The 18,835-nt window shown below is 70.8% G+C and carries 18 protein-coding genes and 2 tRNA genes; 8 read left to right on the forward strand and 12 right to left on the reverse strand.

Going from position 1 to position 18,835, the window contains the following annotated elements:
• Nucleotides 1-4: 4 nt before the first annotated feature.
• The 3 genes from JI751_RS02050 to JI751_RS21355 all read left to right on the forward strand — a co-directional run bounded on the left by JI751_RS02050 (nt 5) and on the right by JI751_RS21355 (nt 953).
• Nucleotides 5-466: a hypothetical protein gene (locus JI751_RS02050; protein ID WP_201932794.1), complete on the forward strand. Its 462-nt coding sequence runs from the start codon at nt 5-7 to the stop codon at nt 464-466.
• 89 nt (nt 467-555) lie between these two features.
• Nucleotides 556-649: transfer RNA gene (locus JI751_RS02055), tRNA-Ser, on the forward strand.
• Between the two features lie 172 nt (nt 650-821).
• On the forward strand, nt 822-953 hold the full coding sequence (locus JI751_RS21355; protein WP_269090340.1) for a hypothetical protein: 132 nt from the start codon (nt 822-824) through the stop codon (nt 951-953).
• 160 nt (nt 954-1,113) lie between these two features.
• On the opposite strand, the gene JI751_RS02060 is transcribed toward JI751_RS21355, so the two are convergent.
• The 6 genes from JI751_RS02060 to JI751_RS02085 form a co-directional block, all read right to left on the reverse strand.
• A complete protein-coding gene (locus JI751_RS02060) occupies nt 1,114-2,121 on the reverse strand; it encodes a TrmB family transcriptional regulator (RefSeq protein WP_201932797.1) in 1,008 nt (335 codons plus the stop codon).
• A 132-nt stretch (nt 2,122-2,253) separates the two neighbouring features.
• Nucleotides 2,254-4,089 carry a phosphoenolpyruvate carboxykinase (GTP) gene (locus tag JI751_RS02065; RefSeq protein WP_201932813.1) on the reverse strand — a complete coding sequence of 612 codons (1,836 nt, stop codon included), beginning with the start codon at nt 4,087-4,089 and terminating at the stop codon, nt 2,254-2,256.
• Nucleotides 4,090-4,214: 125 nt separating this feature from the next.
• Nucleotides 4,215-4,505 carry a hypothetical protein gene (locus JI751_RS02070; RefSeq protein WP_201932816.1) on the reverse strand — a complete coding sequence of 97 codons (291 nt, stop codon included), beginning with the start codon at nt 4,503-4,505 and terminating at the stop codon, nt 4,215-4,217.
• 1 nt (nt 4,506) lies between these two features.
• Nucleotides 4,507-5,934, reverse strand: coding sequence for a glycosyltransferase family 2 protein (locus JI751_RS02075; protein ID WP_201932819.1), 1,428 nt, complete (start codon nt 5,932-5,934; stop codon nt 4,507-4,509).
• A gap of 3 nt (nt 5,935-5,937) precedes the next feature.
• Nucleotides 5,938-8,175 carry a putative bifunctional diguanylate cyclase/phosphodiesterase gene (locus JI751_RS02080; protein WP_201932822.1) on the reverse strand — a complete coding sequence of 746 codons (2,238 nt, stop codon included), beginning with the start codon at nt 8,173-8,175 and terminating at the stop codon, nt 5,938-5,940.
• Between the two features lie 48 nt (nt 8,176-8,223).
• The gene (locus tag JI751_RS02085; protein ID WP_201932826.1) at nt 8,224-10,062 is read right to left on the reverse strand and encodes a phosphoenolpyruvate carboxykinase (GTP); all 1,839 of its coding nucleotides are present in this window, start codon (nt 10,060-10,062) and stop codon (nt 8,224-8,226) included.
• 185 nt (nt 10,063-10,247) lie between these two features.
• Between JI751_RS02085 and JI751_RS02090 the strand changes: the two genes are divergently transcribed.
• Nucleotides 10,248-10,320: transfer RNA gene (locus tag JI751_RS02090), tRNA-Arg, on the forward strand.
• Between the two features lie 24 nt (nt 10,321-10,344).
• Here the strand turns inward: JI751_RS02090 and JI751_RS02095 are convergent.
• Nucleotides 10,345-10,524, reverse strand: coding sequence for a hypothetical protein (locus JI751_RS02095; protein WP_201932829.1), 180 nt, complete (start codon nt 10,522-10,524; stop codon nt 10,345-10,347).
• A gap of 157 nt (nt 10,525-10,681) precedes the next feature.
• Between JI751_RS02095 and JI751_RS21360 the strand changes: the two genes are divergently transcribed.
• The 3 genes from JI751_RS21360 to JI751_RS02110 all read left to right on the forward strand — a co-directional run bounded on the left by JI751_RS21360 (nt 10,682) and on the right by JI751_RS02110 (nt 12,998).
• A complete protein-coding gene (locus JI751_RS21360) occupies nt 10,682-11,218 on the forward strand; it encodes a hemerythrin domain-containing protein (protein WP_201932831.1) in 537 nt (178 codons plus the stop codon).
• Between the two features lie 77 nt (nt 11,219-11,295).
• Complete coding sequence (gene ldt-CoaP / locus JI751_RS02105; protein WP_201932833.1) at nt 11,296-12,093, forward strand: L,D-transpeptidase; 798 nt, start codon at nt 11,296-11,298, stop codon at nt 12,091-12,093.
• Between the two features lie 17 nt (nt 12,094-12,110).
• Complete coding sequence (locus tag JI751_RS02110; RefSeq protein ID WP_201932836.1) at nt 12,111-12,998, forward strand: hypothetical protein; 888 nt, start codon at nt 12,111-12,113, stop codon at nt 12,996-12,998.
• A gap of 43 nt (nt 12,999-13,041) precedes the next feature.
• On the opposite strand, the gene JI751_RS02115 is transcribed toward JI751_RS02110, so the two are convergent.
• The 3 genes from JI751_RS02115 to glyA all read right to left on the reverse strand — a co-directional run bounded on the left by JI751_RS02115 (nt 13,042) and on the right by glyA (nt 16,711).
• The gene (locus JI751_RS02115) at nt 13,042-14,241 is read right to left on the reverse strand and encodes a glycoside hydrolase family 16 protein (protein WP_201932837.1); all 1,200 of its coding nucleotides are present in this window, start codon (nt 14,239-14,241) and stop codon (nt 13,042-13,044) included.
• 96 nt (nt 14,242-14,337) lie between these two features.
• Nucleotides 14,338-15,348, reverse strand: a complete 1,011-nt coding sequence (gene speB / locus JI751_RS02120) for an agmatinase (protein WP_201932839.1) — start codon at nt 15,346-15,348, stop codon at nt 14,338-14,340.
• 31 nt (nt 15,349-15,379) lie between these two features.
• Nucleotides 15,380-16,711: a serine hydroxymethyltransferase gene (glyA, locus tag JI751_RS02125; RefSeq protein ID WP_201932845.1), complete on the reverse strand. Its 1,332-nt coding sequence runs from the start codon at nt 16,709-16,711 to the stop codon at nt 15,380-15,382.
• Between the two features lie 109 nt (nt 16,712-16,820).
• On the opposite strand from glyA, the gene JI751_RS02130 reads away from it, so the two are divergent.
• Nucleotides 16,821-17,084, forward strand: coding sequence for a DUF1905 domain-containing protein (locus tag JI751_RS02130; RefSeq protein ID WP_201932847.1), 264 nt, complete (start codon nt 16,821-16,823; stop codon nt 17,082-17,084).
• Nucleotide 17,085: 1 nt separating this feature from the next.
• Here JI751_RS02130 and JI751_RS02135 read toward each other — a convergent pair whose 3' ends face one another.
• A complete protein-coding gene (locus JI751_RS02135; protein WP_201932851.1) occupies nt 17,086-18,210 on the reverse strand; it encodes an SGNH/GDSL hydrolase family protein in 1,125 nt (374 codons plus the stop codon).
• Nucleotides 18,207-18,785, reverse strand: a complete 579-nt coding sequence (locus JI751_RS02140) for a TetR-like C-terminal domain-containing protein (RefSeq protein ID WP_201932853.1) — start codon at nt 18,783-18,785, stop codon at nt 18,207-18,209. Before JI751_RS02140 ends, JI751_RS02135 begins: the two co-directional genes overlap by 4 nt.
• Nucleotides 18,786-18,835 lie beyond the last annotated feature (50 nt).

Consider the following 18,835-nt stretch of genomic DNA (forward strand, 5'->3'; position numbering starts at 1 on the left):
GCAGGTGAGCACCGAGACCGTGACCGTGCACCGCCTCGCGCCCGCCGTGGCGGCGCGACTGCTGGGGCTGGTGCTGTGCGCGATCGCCGTCCTGATCCTGGCCAGCACCGTCGCGATCGCGGTCATCGACCTGCACACGGTCTTCCTCCTGGTGCCGGTCGGCATCACCCTCGTCGTCCTGGCGGCCAACTGGTGGGCCTGGCGCCAGAAGGGCTGGGTCGTCCGGTTCACCCCTGAGGGCTACCGCGTGCAGTGGGTGCGCGGCGTCGGTACGGCGTCGGGGCGGTGGAAGGACGTGGAGGACGCGGTGACGACGACCATCGCCGACGCGCCCGTCGTGGTCCTGAGGCTGCGCGACGGTCGTACGACCACCATCCCCGTCGAGGTGCTCGCCACCGACCGCGAGGACTTCGTCCGCGACCTGCAGCAGCACCTCCGGCGCGGGCAGGGCCACCGCCCGCTCTGAGCAGCTCCGACCACGCTCGGTGCGACCTGATTCGGCACACCCGCACTGCGCCTTGTAACCTTCTGTGCGCCCGGCCCACAGCCGGGCATGGAGGCGTCGCCTAGTCCGGTCTATGGCGCCCGCCTGCTAAGCGGGTTTGGGGCTAAAACCCCATCGAGGGTTCAAATCCCTCCGCCTCCGCCAGAGACCGGCCCCCCATTCGGGTGAGGGGGCCGGTCCATCGCGCCGCGTGCAGTTTTGCAAGAACCTGCAATGCACAGACCTGCAGCACCATCGCACTGACGCTGCCGCAGGGGGTGCGAGAGAATGGACAGGTCATCCCCTGTGACACCGTGACAATAGAGGTGAAAGTCAAATGACTCCAGTACGCCGCATCGCCGCCGCCGCTCTCGTGGCTGCCCTCGGATTCGGAGCCGTCGGTCTTGGCGCAGCCCCGGCCAACGCCGGCATCGACACGAGCTGGGGCACCAAGGTCAAGAGCCACTGATCCAGTCGTGCCATGATGTGCACGCAGTGAAGAAGCCGGGACACGGACCCCTCAACCCCCCACGAGTTCTGGTCTGGAGGCCTCCCCCACAGGCCCGTCCCGGCACGAGGGCAGCAGCTCATCGAGCTGCTGCCCTCGCCTCGTTCCCGGGGTCGCAGCGTCAGCTTGCGGGCTCGTCCGTCTCGCGCCCGGAGATCCCGCGCTTGCCCATCTCGTAGCCGAGCTGGAAGCGCGTCTCGACCTCGAACTCGTTCTTGAGGTCCGCGACATAGGCCGCGTAGGTGCGGGGGCTGACGCCCAGGCGCTTGGCACCAGCCGGGTCGGCGCGCCCCTCGAGGAGCATCCGGATGGTCATCGCGCGCTGCTCGGCGGCGATGTCGCGCATGAGGGAGGTCTCGCTGCTGGTGAACGGGCGGGCGCGCTCCCAGTGCCGCTCGAACATGTCGACGAGGTAGCCGACCATCGAGCGGTCGCTGATCACCATCGCGGCGTCGACGCCCTCGTGGCTGGGGATGATCGCGATCCTCCGGTCGACCACGATCAGGCGGTTGAAGAACTCGTCCAGGGTGCGCACCTCGGCACCGGCGGCGGTCACCGCGGCGACGTACTTGCGGGTGTCGACGCCGCGCCGGGCGGCGTGCTGGTAGAGCGTGCGCATCTTGACGCCTCGCTTGAGCGCGGCGATGTCACGGGCGCCGACGACTGCCCCGAGCTGCTTGACCCCGCGCCGGTCCTGCGGCTGAGCAGTGAGGAGCTCGTCCTCCGCATCGTTGACAAGCGAACCGAGGAAGGTGCCGATCGTCGCCTCTCCGCGGAGCTCGGCGAACGGACCGCCGACAGCGCTCGGTGAACGGCGCCAGGCGTGCGAGAGCGTGCTGAAGGCCTGTGCCCAGTGCGCCGACTCGGCGATCAGCTCCGCGCCCTGCTGGCCGAGCGGGGCCACGACCTGCGCCTGCACCGCGGCCGGGTCGACCGCGCGCCACTGGGCGCCGTCGTCGCTCTTGTTGACCAGGCCGACCTCGACCAGGAGCTGGAAGGCTTCGTGGAGCTCGCCGCGCTGGGCGATGCGTGGGTCGGAGACGCTGACGCCGCCGGCACTCACGATCTCCTCGTAGAGCGGGGTGGAGTCGTCCTCGAACACGCCGCGTTCGTGCTGCCCGAAGGGCATGACTCACCTCCCAGTTCCCACGAGACCAGTGGGAGGATCGTGCCACACGGGGCCCAGCGGACCGGCCGAAACGGGGCGGCACGTGCATCGACCCGCCTTCCGCACGTGGGTAGACGGGTCGAGGCGCAGCGATCAGGCGTCGAGGCGGGCCTTCAGGGTGTCGAGCTCGCTCCACAGCACGGCCGGGAGGTCGTCGCCGAACTTCTCGAACCACTCCTCGATCTGCGGCAGCTCGGCCTTCCACTCCTCGACGTCCACGGCGAGGGCCTGGGCGAGCTGCTCGTCGGTGAGGTCGAGACCGTCGACGTCGAGCGAGCCCGGCGCCGGCACGTGGCCGATGGGGGTCTCGACCGCCGCGGCCTGGCCGTCGAGGCGCTCGATGACCCACTTGAGGACGCGGCTGTTCTCGCCGAAGCCCGGCCAGAGGAAGTCGCCGTCGTCGCCGCGGCGGAACCAGTTGACGTAGAACATCTTCGGCAGCTTGGCCGCGTCGTTGTCCTTGCCGATGCCGACCCAGTGACCGAAGTAGTCACCGGCGTTGTAGCCGATGAAGGGCAGCATCGCCATCGGGTCACGGCGTACGACGCCCACGGCGCCGACGGCGGCCGCGGTCGTCTCCGAGGAGAGCGTGGCGCCCATGAAGGTGCCGTGGTTCCAGTCGCGGGCCTCGGTCACGAGCGGGATGGTCGTCTTGCGGCGGCCGCCGAAGAGGATCGCGTCGATCGGCACGCCGCGCGGGTCGTCGTACTCGTCGGCGAGGATCGAGCACTGCTTGATCGGCGTGCAGTAGCGGCTGTTGGCGTGACTCGAGAGCTCGCCGGACTCGGGGGTCCAGGGCTCGCCCTTCCAGCTCGTGGCCTCGGCGGGCGTGTTCTCCAGGCCCTCCCACCACACGTTGCCGTCCGGGGTCAGCGCGACGTTGGTGAAGACCGAGTTGCCCTTGCGGATGGTCTCCATCGCGTGCGGGTTGGTGTGCTCGTTGGTGCCGGGCGCGACGCCGAAGAAGCCGAACTCCGGGTTGACCGCCCACAGGCGGCCGTCCTCGCCGATGCGCATCCACGCGATGTCGTCACCGATCGCCTCGACGGTCCAGCCGGGGATGGTCGGCTTGAGCATCGCGAGGTTGGTCTTGCCGCACGCGCTCGGGAAGGCCGCGGCGACGTACTTGGTGACGCCCTGCGGCGAGGTCAGCTTGAGGATGAGCATGTGCTCGGCGAGCCAGCCCTCGTCGCGGGCCATGACCGACGCGATGCGCAGCGCGTAGCACTTCTTGCCGAGCAGCGCGTTGCCGCCGTAGCCCGAGCCGAAGCTCCAGATCATCCGCTCCTCGGGGAACTGGACGATGTACTTGGTGTCGTTGCACGGCCAGGCGACGTCCTCCTGGCCCTCCTCGAGCGGCATGCCGACCGAGTGCAGGGCGGGCACCCAGGCGGGCGACTCACCGGCGGACTCGAGCTCCTCGATGCGACGCAGCACGTCCGTGCCCATGCGGGCCATCACGCGCATGGAGACGGTGACGTAGGCCGAGTCGGTGACCTCGATGCCGAACATCGGGCTGTCGGCCTCGAGGTGGCCCATCACGAACGGGATGACGTACATCGTGCGTCCGCGCATGCAGCCGGCGTAGAGCCCGCGCATGAGCTCCTTCATCTTCTCCGGCTCCATCCAGTTGTTGGTGGGGCCGGCGTCGCGCTCGGCGACGGAGCAGATGTAGGTGCGGTCCTCGACGCGCGCCACGTCGGTGGGGTCGGACGCCGCGTGGAACGAGTTGGGCATCACGTCGGGGTTGAGGCGGGTGAAGGTGCCGGTGGCCTCGAGGGAGGCGGTGAGCTCGGCCCACTCCTCGTCGGATCCGGTGCACCAGTGGATGCGGTCGGGCTGGGTGAGCTCGGCGACCTCGGTGACCCAGGCGAGGATGCCTGCATGGGTCGTCGCGGGAGTCGTGGCAGTGTCGATCGTTGCGGTCATGACCGTTCCTTCAGCGTGCGGCATCTGGTTCGCGCGGCCTCGTTGTCGGCGACTTTCCGGGGACGCTAGTGCTTGTGAATGCACGCACGAATTGGATCGTGCCAAGGGTTGTGACCTGCGTCTCGCTACGTCCACGTACGCCGGCGCGGCTGCGCCAGCCGCTCGCCGAGCGAGCCACCGACGGGTCCGCCGACCGCGGCGTCCGGGTGGATGCTCCGGGTCTCGGCACGACGGTTGCGCGCCGCCAGCCAGTCGCGGAGGTAGAACTTGGGCAGGATCTTGGCGACGGCCAGCGCGACGTAGGCGACCGTGTTGATCGCGACGAAGGCAGCGAGCACGGCGATCACCTCGTTGCGCAGGATGCTGTCGGGCAGCAGGATCCCCATCGGGACCAGGGCCGGGGCGAGGGCCGCCATGTCAGACCCCCGTCCGCACGCGCGAGTCGGGCTGGACGATGTGCTTCCAGGTGGCCTGCCGGGCGAGGGTCAGGTCGAGGATGCCCTTGAGGAAGACCACGTTGAGGAACATCGCGTAGAAGAGCTCGGGGAAGAGCGAGAGCCCCAGCAGGCGGGCACCACGTCCGCCACGCCAGACCGTGACGATGCGCTCGAGGGTGAACACCAGCCCGATGCCGATCCAGAACGGGAACCAGACCCAGTCCGAGGTCGCCAGCACCATCAGGATGATGAGGAGCAGGTAGGAACCCAGCGCGATGACGCCGTAGCCGATGCCGAGCTGCTGCATCCAGTAGCGGAACGTCTGCGGGCGCATGCCGTACGCACCGAGGTTCTCCAGCGCTCCGCGCTGCCAGCGCAGGCGCTGGGCCCAGAGCGCGCTCCACGACGGCATCACCTCGGTGACGACGGTGCACTCGCTCGGCGAGATCATCAGGGCGCCCAGGGTCTTGAGCGCGATCGTCAGCTCGTTGTCCTCGGTCAGGGCGACGGTGTCGTAGACGTCGCCCGGGACGCCGGGCAGGATCCTGCCGCGCTCGGCGGCCACGGCGCGCAGCGCGCGCGGGCGGAACACCGACGCCGTACCGGTCAGGACGAAGACCCGGCCGCGCCGACGGCGCAGGTCGCGCTGGTAGCGGGTGTACTCGTTGCGCTGGAACTGCCCGATCAGGCCGAACCCGTCCTCGCCGTAGAACAGCCCGCCGACCGCCATGAGTGCACGGTCGTCGGTGAGCCGCCGCGCGGCGCCCGCGAGGAAGCCGGCGTCGAGCGTCGTGTCGGCGTCCATGACCATCACGCAGTCGTTGTCGCCCTGGCCTGGCAGCACCTCCGCCAGTGCCTGGTTGAGCCCGCCCGCCTTCTTGTGGGCGTTGTCGACGGTCTCGAACACCTCGACGCCGGCGTCGTACGCGATCCGCACGGTCGCGTCGGTGCAGTTGTCCGCGACGACGATGATCCGCGCCGGCGGCAGCGACTGGGACTGCAGCGACTTGAGCGTCTCGGCGATGCAGCCCTCCTCGTTGTGGGCAGGGATGAGGACGGTGATGGTCACCGGACCGGCGTACTCCCCGCGGGTCTCGGCCATCACGAGCTTCGGGGCCAGCGGCATCCGGCTGCCGTCCTCGCTGCGGCGGGCCCGGCTGAGCAGCCGGCGCTCGAGCGCGGCGACGCCGGCCGCGAGGAGGAGGGCAACGCCCACGGCGGCGATCAGCACCCGACGCGGAGGCATCTCGGTGTCGTAGAAGACCTGCCAGACGCCGAACAGCAGGCCCTCGGACGGTCGCTCGCCGACCGCTGGGTCACCCGAGGCGACGGCCACCCAGAGGGCGGCTGCACCCAGCGCGGCCGTGCCGATGATCGCGAGCCCGACCGCGCGCTGCAACATCTGCATCGTTCAGTCCACCATCCCGGCCGGCGTGAGCATGAAGTCCTCGACGAAGACGTCCATCGGCACGGGCTTGCCGATCATGAATCCCTGCGCGTAGTCCACGCCCTCGGCCCGCACCACGTCGAAGATCTCGGGGTCGGACACGAACTCGGCGACCGTCTGCTTGCCCAGGTCCTTGGCGATGCCGACGATCGAGCGCACGATCGTGCGGTCGACGGAGGAGCGGTGCACGTGGGCGACGAACTCGCCGTCGATCTTCACGTAGTCGAAGATCAGGTGCTTGAGGTAGTAGAAGGAGCCGAAGCCAGCGCCGAAGTCGTCGAGCGCGAACCGGCACCCCATGGCGGCCATCCGCTCCGCGAACTCGCGAGCCAGGGCGACGTCTGCCACCGCGGACGTCTCGGTGATCTCGAGGATGAGCGCCTTGGGGTCCACGTCGAAGCGTCGGAGCGCCGACAGGATCGTGGCCTCGACCGAGGCGTCGCCCATGGACGCGCCGGAGATGTTGACCTCCAGGCAGAAGTCCGGGACCAGCTCGCGCAGCTGGGCGAGCATCTCGATGCTGCGGTCCAGCACCCAGCTGTCGACGCGCGGCATCAGGCCGGCGCGCTCGGCGATGTAGACGAAGCGGCCGGGCGGGACGATCTCCCCGTCCTCGCCACGCAACCGGAGCAGCACCTCCGCGGAGTCGATCCGCCCGGTGGCGATGTCCATGATCGGCTGGAAGTGCAGGACGAAGCGGTCGTTGTCCAACGCGTCCTCGATCCGGGCCTGCCACTGCAGTCGCATCGAGCTGCGGGGGCTGCGCGAGTCGCCCTCGGCGAGGAGCGCCACGCGGTTGCGCCCGGACTCCTTGGCGTCGTACATCGTCATGTCCGCGAGGGCGAGGATGTCCGCGGAGTGCTCGGTGGCCGCGGCGAAGGTGACGGCACCGACGCTGGCGGAGACCCGGCGGCGTACGCCGTCCAGGGTGGCCGCGTGGTCACGGATCCGCTCGACCACCTGGTCGGCCACCCGCTGGGTGGCGGCCTGGTCGCCGTCGGTGAGCATGATGGCGAACTCGTCCCCGCCGACGCGGGCCACGACGTCGGTGCTGCGGATCGATCGACGGAGCAGGCCGGCGATCGTCACGAGCAGCTCGTCTCCCGCGTTGTGGCCGAGCGAGTCGTTGACCTGCTTGAAGTTGTCGAGGTCGAGGAGCAGGAGCGCGCCGACCGGACCGTGCCTGCGGCACCGGTCGAGGTGACGCTCCAGCTCGACCTCGAACCGCCGGCGGTTGGCCAGACCCGTCAGCACGTCGTGGTCGGCGAGGTGCGACAGCCGGTCCAGGTAGCGACGGCGGTCGGAGATGTCGACCACGTTGACCATGACGATGTCGCCGACCTGAGGGTCCGGGACGACGGTGCTGCTCAGCGCGATCGCGACGTCGTTGCCGCCGGAGTCGCGGAGCCGACACTCGGCATCCATGTCGACGCGGTCGGACATCAGCCGCTCGAGGTGGTCGGCGATGGCGTGCTCGCCCGGCGTCTCGAAGGAGCCGAGGTGGTGTCCGACCATCTCCGAGGGCTCGAGTCCCACGGTGACCGCGAGCGAGGTGTTGACCCGCAGGATCACCCCGGCCGCGTCGAGGAGCGCGACCCCGTGCGGGGCATCGTCGAACAACCGCTCGACCCGCTCGTTGGCCAGTCGCGCCCGGCGGGTCTGCCGGTCGAGGTCGTGCACGATGCGCTGGACGAGGGGACCGAGGACGAGCGCGACCGCGCTCCACACCACGATGCGTCGCCAGTCGCCCCAGCCGTAGGCGGGGGGCCCGACCAGGACGATCGGCGCGACGAAGACCAGGACAGTGAGGCCACTGGCGATCCCGAGCTCACGCCGGGTGCCGGTGATCGCGAGCCAGAGGATCGGCAGCAGCACGGCCGCGCTCAGGCCCGACGACGACCCTCCGACCGCTCCGCCGGCCGCGTGGTGGACGAGGGCGACGAACACGAACATGAGGTACGCCGGCACGGCGTCGAGCCACGTCCGCTCGGCCTCCCGCAGCGAGAGCGCGAAGGAGCCGCCGACGCACGCCAGCACGGCCGCGGCCAGCGTGTAGACCCACCACGCGCTGACGTAGGGCGGCACGAGGATGACCGCGAGGCACGCCGCGGCCACCGCGGCGAACGGCGCCGCCAGTCCGAGACCGGGCTTGCCGTCGCCCGACCACAGGGCAGCACCCCCGAGTTGACGTTTTGTTGACACAAAGTTGATGTTATGTAGATCTTTCCCACCGCGTGTGGGTTTTCGGGGTCAAACCTCTGAATCGAGCTCCGCGGCGACCCGCCGGTGGGCCTCCCAGATCTCCTCGGGCATCCGGTCGAACTGGGCGAGGTGCTCCTCGCGGAAGCCCATCTCCTGCTGCCAGCGCGCCTTGTCGATCGACAGGATCCGGTCGAGGTCCTCGGGAGCGATGTCGACGCCCTCCAGGTCGAGCTCCTCCTCGGTCGGGATGATGCCGACAGCCGTACGCCGTCCCTTCACCTCGCCGTTCTTGAGCTGGAGCAGCCACAGCAGCGGTCGCAGGTTGTCGCGGTAGCCCGGCCAGAGGAAGTGACCGTCCTCGGCGTCGCGCTGGAACCAGTTGACGTGCGCGAAGATCGGCTGGTCCGTCGCCGCGCCGACGACGTCGAGGTAGTGCCGCGCGTAGTCGCCCTCGCCGTAGGCCATGAACGGACGGTTGGACATCGGGTCGTAGCGGAGGATCCCCTCCTTGCCCTCGGCGGCCGAGGTCGCCTCGGCGCCCAGGGTGAGGCCGTCGTAGACGCCCTCGGCGAGGTCGGTGATCGCGCGGATCAGCGGCTCGCGGTCGCGGGTGCGGCCGCCGAAGATGATCGCGTCGATCGGCACCCCCATCGGGGCGTCGTAGTCCTGCGCGATGTTGGGGACGTTGGCGAGCGTCGTGGTGAAGCGGCTGTTGGGGTGGGCCCACGGAGCGGTGTCGTCGTCCTTGCGGTCGGCGACCGGCGAGCCCGTCCAGTCGAGCCAGCCGTGGCGGTCCCGCGGCTTCTCCTTGGTGCGCCCCTCCCACCAGACCTCGCCGGTGGTCGGGTTGTAGGCGACGTTGGTGAAGATGCAGTCGGTGCCGTGGCCGACCGACGCGAGGGCGTTGGGGTTGGTGTTCTCGTTGGTGTCCTTGGCGACCCCGAAGACGCCGTACTCCGGGTTCATCCCGTAGAGCTTGCCGCTCTCCTCCTCGACCCACAGCCACGCGATGTCGTCGCCGTAGAACGACACGTGATAGCGGTCGCCGAGCGCGTCGGGGGCGGCCATCATCGCCAGGTTGGTCTTGCCGGAGGCGCTCGGGAAGCCGCCGCAGATGTGGTAGCGCCTGCCGGTCTCCTTGTCGTCGATCCCGATCAGCATGTACTGCTCGGCGAGGAACTTCTTGCTCGCCCAGCCGTCGTACGCCCCCTGCCGCAGGCCGTGCGCGATCTTGCCGAGCAGCGCGTTGCCGCCGTAGGACGAGCCGAAGTGCAGGATCGTGCGCTCGTCGGCGACGGTCACGAAGTAGCGCTTGTCGCCGTCGGTGCCCTGACCGAGGTTCTCCAGGTCACCGGTGACGTGGACCGCCTTCACGAAGTGGCCGGGGTCCTCGAGGTCGTTGACGAACTGCACGCCGACGCGCGCCATCCGGATCATGTGGAGCACGACCGTGCGGGTGTCGGTGATCTCGACGCCGGCCGCCCAGGGTGCGAGCGCATTGCCGGCCGGGGCCATCAGGTAGGGGACGACGTACATCGTCTTGCCCGCGCTGGCGCCACGCATCAGGTCGTGGAGCTTGGGCTTCATCTCCGAGGAGTGCCGCCAGTTGTTGTAGACGCCCCTGTCCTTCTCGTCGCTGGTCGCGACGATCGTGCGCTCCTCGGAGCGGGCGGTGTCCTTGTGGTAGCTGCGGGAGTAGTAGCGCCCCTCGCCGGCCTTCTCCAGCTCGCCGGCCGCGACGGCCTCGTCCAGGAGACGGCGGTCGTCGGAGGCGTTGACCACCTCGATCCGCTCGGCGCCGGTGAGCTCGGCGTACTCCTTCACGAACTCGCGGACCTTCGGGTTGGTGAGCCCGGCCTCGTCCATGACTGCCTCGAGATCTGCCATCGGCGCTACCTCTCCTCGTGCGACGTACGTCGTCGACGCGGCGTCGCGTGTGCGGGTGCTAGGCACCCTAGGGGATCGTCTCAGTGGGTGGGACCAGCCCTCGGGGGAGGCACTGATTTCGCTCGGCCCGAGGGGGTCGGCTATTCTCGTCCAGTCCTCGCGGGCCGGTCGGCCAGCGCAGGTGAGCGCCTGTAGCTCAACGGATAGAGCATCTGACTACGGATCAGAAGGTTTGGGGTTCGAATCCCTACAGGCGCGCAGATGCAAGGAGCGGCCCGGTCGTCACGACCGGGCCGTTCGTGCGTCCGCGGCACCTTCGCCGGAGAACTGGGAGTGCTTCGGACGAGCAGCGCCCCAGAGGAACAGGCCCATCCCGATGACGACCACGGTCGCCAGGACGAGCAGCAGCAGCGCCCACAGGGCAGGGGGCCAGTCGTGCTGGACGTATTGGTGGGCGGGCATGAGGACCTCCGGTTCGTGGGGTGGGACCACGCTCTCGCGAGGTCTGGGCATGCGGGCAGGTCCGAGTGACCCGACGTGGGGGGCCGAAGTCCCGGGCGGGCGTGGTCCGTCCGGTCGACGACCAGGTCGCCACACCCCGGCGCCTAGGCTCGTCCCCGTGCCGATCGACGACTCGACCCGACCGCGGGTGGCGGGGGCCGTCGAGCTGACCCCGCACCAGAAGGTCGGGGGCCTCCACCTCCGGCAGATCCACGACCACTTCCGCCAACAGCTCGAGGCGATGACCCGGGCGGTCGAGGAGGTCCGCGACGGCGTCGGGGACGTGGACGTCGTACGCGCCGGGGTGCACGGCCTGGCACCGGCACTGACCGCGCAGCAGGCGTCCGGGTTGTGCCGACAGGTGTGCCAGTTCCTGACGATGCACCACTCGATCGAGGACCAGGCGATGTTCCCGGCCGTCGCGACCCTGGAGACGTACGCCCCGGTGGCGGCGCGGCTGGCCGAGGAGCACCTCGTCATCCACGACCACCTCGAGCGGGTCGACCGACTGGCCGTGGCGGTGCACGCCGACCCGTCGCGGGTCGCGGAGCTGGTCGACGCGGTCGCCGACCTCCGGGCCGACCTGGAGTCGCACTTCACCTATGAGGAGATCGAGATGACCGAGCCGCTCGGCCTGCTCGGTCTCGGCGTCTAGCACGCCGCAATTTCACTGTCGGTCCCCCGTTACCAACCGGTCACTTCTTCGTTGATCAGGTCGGGAGGAGAGGGACCATGACCGATCAGCAGGCCAACGACACCACCGGCTCACGCTTCACCAGCGTGCTGCTGCTGCTCGTCGTCGTCACCGTGATCGCGGTCCTGACGACCTGGGACAGCAGGCCCGACGAGCGCAGCGGCGCCGCGGACGTCGACCTGACCAAGCTCGTCGCGTCGACCACGAAGGCCAAGCTCGGCCGAGCGCCGCTCGACCCCGACCCGACGGGCACCACCGACGGGCAGGTCGTCCATCCGCGCCGCGTGCTCCCGGTCTACGCCGCCCCGGGTCGCAAGCCGTTCGCCAAGGTCACGCCGACGCAGATGAACGACACCTGGCTGCCGGTGATCAACCGCGAGGCCGGCTGGACCCAGGTCCTGCTGCCGTCGCGGCCCAACGGGTCCGTCGGCTGGCTGCGGACCGCGCAGCTCGTCGAGCGCCACACGCCCTACGTGGTGCGCGTGCACGTCGGCTCGCGCCGGATGGAGCTCGTCCGCAGCGGCGAGACGATCGGTGAGTGGAGCGTGGCGGTGGGTGCGCCGGAGACGCCGACGCCGACCGGGCGCACCTTCCTGCTCGGCTCGATCGTCGACGAGAACCAGAGCTTCTCGCCGGTGATCCTGCCGCTGGGCACCCACAGCGACACCCTCGACACCTACGGGGGCGGTCCCGGGACCGTCGCCCTCCACGGCTGGACGGACACCTCCGTCTTCGGCCAGGCCATCAGCCACGGCTGCGTCCGCGTGCCCGCCGATGCCCTCGACCAGCTCCGCGACGTGCCGCTCGGCACCCTCGTCATCATCGATCAGCAGTGAACCAACGGGAGAACACCATGCGTACCTCAACCACCGCCGGCATCGCCGGCATCGCGATGGCCGCCACCACCCTGCTCGTCGTGGCGACCTCCACCGCGAGCGGCGACCCGGTCTCCAGCTCGTCGGCCTACGGTGCCTCCGTGGGCGGTACGCCGGGCCAGCCGGCCGTGGCGTCCGACGGCACCAGCACCCAGACGGGCGGCGGCGCCCTGCCCGCCCAGCTCGGTCCGCTCGCCTCCGGCGGTGTCCTCGAGGTCAGTGCCGGCGACGACGCCGCGTCCGCCGCGGTCACCAACCTGACCCTCGGCAGCGCGCTCGCCCAGCTGCCGCCGGAGGTCAAGGACGGCATCGCCAACCTCAACCAGGTGTGCACCGGGCTCGGCCAGGCCGGTCAGGCCAACCAGGTGCTCACCCCGATCAACGACGCGATCAACCAGATCCCGGGCCTCGGCACGGTCGTCGAGGTGCCGACCGTCGAGGCCGCCCAGGCCTTCTGCAACCAGCTGGTCGACACCGACATCCTCGACCTCGCGACGGTCGGCACGCTCAAGACGCAGTGCACCGACCAGACCGGAACCGTCACGCTGAGCGACGTCAAGGTGCTCGGCGCGCCGCAGCCGGTGCTCGCCGGTGAAATCGCCCCCGAGACCCAGCTGCTGCCGCCCGAGCTGGCCGCGGTCGCGAAGATCACCCTCAACCACCAGGTGCCCGACGGCGAGAACTTCACCGTCGAGGGCCTGCGCCTCGAGGTCGGCGGTCAGCTGGTCGCCGTGCTCGCGTCGGCCACGTGCGGCGGCCCGCAGGCCGAGCCGGTCGTCCAGCAGGCGCCGACCAAGCCCAACAAGGGCCCGAAGCAGGCTCCGAAGCCCACGCCGGTCAAGACCTCGGCTCCCGTCACGGGGTGACGGCGGGGATCGGCGCCCGCGCGGGGTGCGGGCGCCGATCGCCTCACGCCTGCCAGATGCGGATCCAGTCCACGGACATGTGCTGCGGGAGCTGGCGGTCCTTCATCTCCGACAGCTCGTAGTCGGAGGACAGCAGGCTGAGGATCGGGTACTCCGGCTGACCGGACACTCCCTTGCTCGTGCGCCACGTCTCCTGGCCGTCGATGCGGAAGATGTAGTGCTTCGGCGTCCACTCGACCGAGAAGACGTGGTAGTTCTTCGACCAGCCGTCGCGCCGGTTCTTCAGGAAGCTGCGCGGCTTCTTGATCCACGACCCGGTCTTGATCACCCGGTTGTTCTTCTTCCAGTGGATGAAGCTCGTCAGCCCACCTCGAGGGTGCTTGTTCCCGAAGTACTCGATCACGTCGATCTCCGCGCCCGCCGTACGAGGCGTCCCGGCCTGCGACCGCTGGGGCTGGAGCCAGAAGCTGCTGTGCTGACCCCGGCGCTCGTGCATCCTGACCCGCGCGGCCGCGAAGCCGTAGCGGAACGACACCCGGTTCTGCGTCGAGATGTGTCCGTTGAGACGCCAGGCGTAGCGGCCGGACGACTTGCCCCGCTTGGTCGCGCGGCACGTGCCGGAGCGGTCCGGGTCCTTGATGACGCTCAGCCGCACCTTGCCGCCGCTGACGCGAACGGACTGCGGGCTGCCCTTGGAGCAGCGCCGGAGGCTCACCTTCTCGTAACGCTGTCCGCGGTGGCTCCACGCCGGGCCCAGGGCGCGGCCGGAGAACTCGTCGGTCCACGTCGGGGTGAGCCAGCGCTCGGTGCTCCGCGTACGGCTGACCGCGCGGGCGAGGCCGCGGTAGCGGGGCGTCGTCACACGGTAGGCCGCAGGCTCCCCGCGACGCAGCGCCCGGGCGGAGAAGGTCGCGTGACCACGACGGTCCGTGCGGGCCTTCCCCACGTTCTTCCACCCTGATCCACGCCTGACCTGCAGCCGCACGGGCCGACCGGCCCGACGCGGCTTCACCGTGGCCTCGACGGCCACCTTGGCGGCGTCGGCGCGAGCGGTGCGGCGTCCCTGCTGGACGATCTGCGGCAGCACGGCGATGCGCACCCGGGAGCGGGTCGCCGCCCGCTCCGTCGAGGTGGCCGGCTGCGCGGACGGGCCGGCGGCCGAGCCGGTCTCGGTAGCGGTGAGGAGCGAGGCGGGCAGGAGCAGCGCGAGGGCGCCCCCGGCAAGCACGCGGCGTACGGGCATGGGATCTTCTCCGTTCGTGGCGGCTGTCGTCGTCCTTCGAGGGTCTCCCGGACCGGCCCTCGACCCAAATCGACGACGGGCCACACGTCCCGTCGGCTAGCGGTCGAGGAGCGGCCTCGCGGGATCCCACGTGGTCCCGTCGCGCTCGTCCTGACGCTTGCGGGCGATCGCGGAGAGCGCCTCGAGGACGACCCGGTTGGCGAGGGCCGCGGTGATGTCGGCGTGGTCGTAGGGAGGGCTGACCTCGACCACGTCGACGCCGACGACGGGCAGCTCGAGACAGATGCGGCGTACGGCGTCGAGGAGCTGGCGGGCCGACAGCCCACCCGGCTCCGGGGTGCCGGTGCCGGGCGCGTGCCCGGGGTCGCAGACGTCGATGTCGACGGAGAGGAAGACGCCGTCGCACTCGTCGGTCGCGATCGTGAAGGCCTCGGTCAGGCACTCCTCGAGACCGCGGTGGACGATCTCGGTCATCTCGTAGGACCGCATCTTCTCGGCGGCCATCCAGTCGAGCGTCTCGGGTCCGGGCCAGTAGCCGCGCAGGCCGACCTGGAGGAAGCGGTCCCCGCGCAGGGCTCCCGACTCGATCAGCCGGCGCATCGGCTGGCCGTGCCCCCAGAGGGAGCCGAACTCGATGTCGCCGGTGTCGGCGTGGGCGTCGAAGTGGATCATCGAGACGCGGCCGTGGCCGAGGACGTTGGCCACGCCCTTGGCGTCGGGGAACGCGATCGAGTGGTCGCCGCCGAGGACGACCGGGATCGCTCCGGCACGGGCCACCTTCTCGACCGCGGCCTCGAGCACGCCGAGCGCACGCTCGATGTCGCCGGGCGGCATCTCGACGTCACCGGCGTCGACGACGCGCAGGTCCTGGAGCCCGTCGGTGCGCAGTGCGAGCGAGGGCCGCGAGCCGTCGTGCGGGAGGTAGTCGGTCATCCGGATGGCCTGCGGGCCGAAGCGCGTGCCCGGCCGGTGCGACGTACCTCCGTCGAACGGCGCACCGACCACGACGACGTCGGCGCCGGCGTAGGTCGACTCGTCGTCGAGGTCGCAGGCGGGCACGCCCAGGAACGTGATGTCGGGACCGAACTGAGCGCCGTAGCGAGCCATGGCTGGACTCTAGGGGCCGGCGGCGGGTCCGTCAGTGGGGCCGGTCGGTCGTGAAATGGATGTCGCGGAAACCGCTGCGCCAGGCCGTGACCTCGGCGGCGACGGGCTCGGGCTCGTGGGTGAGCGCCCGCGCGATGAAACCGGCCAGGGTGGGCATGTCCTCGACCGTCATCCCGAGGCGCACCAGCTCGGGCGTGCCGATGCGCAGTCCGTTGAGGTCGCCGTCGACCGGGTCGAGCGGCAGTCCGATCCCGCACGCCAGGAGGTGGGCGCGCCGCAGGCGGGCGGCGGCGGTCTGGCCACCGCCGTAGGCCGCTGCCTCGACGGCGAACTGGTGCGACCTGGTGGCCACCGTGTCGCGCCGGAAGACGGGGACGCCGGCGGCGACGAGTGCCTCGGCCAGCGCAGCTGCGGTGTCGACCATCGTGCGGGCGTAGGCGCGGCCGGCGACGTGCCAGTCGAGCATCGTCTGGGCCAGGGCGGCCGTCTTGCCCGCGTCGAAGTTGGCGGTGAGACCGGGGTAGGCGATGGCCTCGATGCGCTCCGCGAGCACGGGGTCGTTGCCCAGCAGCAGCCCACCGGGGGGACCGCCGAGGCTCTTGTAGGTGCTCATCGACATCAGGTGGGCGCCTTCGTCGAGCGGGTTGGGCCAGGCGCCACCGGCGATCACACCACCGAGGTGCGCGGCGTCGAAGAGCACCACAGCGCCGACCTCGTCCGCGATCCCGCGGACCCGGGCCACGGGGTGGTGGGTGAGGTTGAGGCTGCCGCCGATCGTGATCATCCGCGGTCGCTCCATCCGGGCCAGCTCCGCGAGCGCGGTGACGTCGACGGTGTAGGTCGAGGCATCGACCGGCGCGGCGACCGTGCGGAGCCGGTAGAGCCCGGCGGCACCGGCACCGTGGTGCGTGACGTGTCCGGCGATGGTCGCGGGCGGCGCGATGATCGTGTCGCCCGGCTCGCAGACCGCCATGAAGGCGTAGAGGTTCGCCAGTGCCCCGGACCCCACCCTGACCTCAGCGAACGACGCGTGGAAGACACGAGCAGCCAGCTCAGCGGCGACGACCTCGATCTGCTCGATCGCCTCCAGCCCGGTCTCGTACTTCTCACCCGGGTAGCCCAGTGACGCACGGGACCCGAGGCGGGCCGACAGCATCGCCTCGGCGCGCGGGTTCATCCGGTTGGTGGCCGGGTTGAGGTTGAGGCACGTCTCGTCGTGGATGCGGCCGTTGTCCGCCACCAGGTCGGCGAGGAGGCCCTGCACGCCGAGGGCGTCGAGGTCCCCGAGCGGGGCGAGCGCCTCCGCGACGCGGTCGCGGACCGGCGCGGGCAGCCAGGGGCGGGGAGCGAGGGACTCGGTCATGGTCGGCTCCGGGGAGAGTGGTGGCGAGGCGGTCGAGCGACAACCTAGGGGCGGTGGTCGCCGGCCGGGCACGTTGTCGCGCGATCCGGGACTCAGCCACACTGCACCCATGACCGTCTTCCGCACCACGCTCGAGGCCACCGGTGGCAACAACGTGGGCATCGTGGTGCCCGAGGATGTCGTCCTGGCCTTCGAGCGCGGCAAGCGGGTGCCAGTGGTCGTCACGATCGACGGCGACTACACCTACACGACGACGATCGGTGTGATGGGCGGTCGCTACCTCGTCTCCTTCAACGCCGAGACGCGCAAGCGCACCGGTCGCGGAGCCGGCGACGAGGTCGAGGTCGAGCTGGTCGTCGACCCCGACCGCTGACCTACCAGTCCCCCAGCCAGTCCCCCAGCGCCGCGAACCGCTCGCCGATGAGCCGGTGGGCCGCGGAGTCGGGGTGGAGGTTGTCGGGGAGCGGGAGCCGCTCGGCGTCCTCGGCGCCGTAGAGCGCGAGACCGTCGACGTACGACAGGTGCGGGTCGCCGCGTCGCTCCACCACCTCGGCGAGGACCTCCCGGACCACCTCCAGGGTGAGCGCGCCCTGCGCCACCGTGGCCGGGTCACCGCCAGCGACGAACGCCAGCCGGCCCTCCGCGAGCGCCGCCATGTCGGGCGCGCTCGGGCCCGGGGTCGACTCGTGGATCCCGCAGTGGATCGACGAGACGAGGCGGATCGGCGTCTCCGGGTGGCCGTCGCGGATCGTGTCGAGCCAGCCGTGGACGGCCGGGCCGAGCGCGCGCCGGCGGAGCAGGTCCTGGTTGACCAGGTTGATGCCCAGCTTGACCGAGATGAGGTCGGCCGGGGTGTCCCGGATGGTGCGCGCGACGAACGGGTCGAGCAGGGCGCTGCCGCCGAGACCGAGGTTGACGAGGTCGAGGCCGGCCAGCCGCGCGGCGACGACGGGCCAGGTCTCGGTCGGGTGCGTCGCCATCGATCCGTGGCTGATCGAGCTGCCGTGGTGCAGCCACCGCGGCCGGTCGCTCGTCAGCGGCTCGACAGGGGCGTCGGCGCGCAGGTCGACCAGCTCGGTCTGCTCGTCGTGGGGCAGCCAGACCTCGACGTCCTTCTCGCCGTCGGCCAGGGCGATCGCCAGCGTCAGCGGCTCACCGGCGGTGAAGGTGCTCGCTCCGGTCATCATCTCGACGTCCAGGACGTTGCCACCGGGCGCCTGGAGCCGCTGGACGAGCTCGCCGTCGACGAGCACGTCGTACCAGCCATCGGGCCGCGGCGGCGTGCCGGCGTAGCGCCTCTTGGTGGGCAGGACGTCGAGCTCGAGCCGGGTCGCGGAGGTGCGCAGCGCGAGGCGTACGCCCGCGGGCTGCGCCTCGACGAGGTGGAGCTGCGGGTCGTCCGTCTGCGCCCGCGCCCACGCGGGCAGCCGGTGCGGCAGCAGGCCGCGGTCCGTGCGCTCGAGCTCGATGGCGCCGTGGACGAGTGCGGGGTCGATCATCGGTCCTCCCAGGAGGTCAGCAGGGTGTGGAGCCCGTCGACGACGCGCTCCCAGGTCTCGTCGGACGTGGGCACCCCGCGCCCGCCGTGGCCGAAGGCCCCGGCCGCGTCGAGGGCGGCGTAGCCGTGGAAGGTCGCCCCGACCAGCCGGACGGCATGGGTCACGTCGTGGTCCGCGAGCGCGTAGCCGCGCAGGGACGAACGGCTCAGGTCGGCGTGCCGCGGGCCGGCGCTGGCGGCGGCGGTGTCCGCGTCCAGCGGCAGCCGGGTGGCGGCGTAGCGCCCCGGGTGCTCGACGGCGTACGCCCGCCAGACCTGGCCGACGGCGGCGATCGCCTCGCGTCGGCTGACCCCGGCGAGGGCGGACGCAACCCGGTCCGCGGTCTCGTCGAGCGCGAGCAGCGCGACCCGGACGCGGACGTCGGCCGTGCTGCGGACGTGGGAGTAGAGGCTCGGCGCGGCCACGTCGAAGCGTCGCGCGAGCGCCGACAGGGTGACGGCGTCGAGGCCGACCTCGTCCGCGAGCTCGGCAGCAGCCTCGGCGACCCGCGCAGTGGTGAGTCCCGATCTCGGCATCACACACCTCCTTCATTCATGAGGACAAAACCTATGCATCGTAGATTTCA

Source organism: Nocardioides baculatus (assembly GCF_016735675.1).
Classification (GTDB): domain Bacteria; phylum Actinomycetota; class Actinomycetes; order Propionibacteriales; family Nocardioidaceae; genus Nocardioides; species Nocardioides baculatus.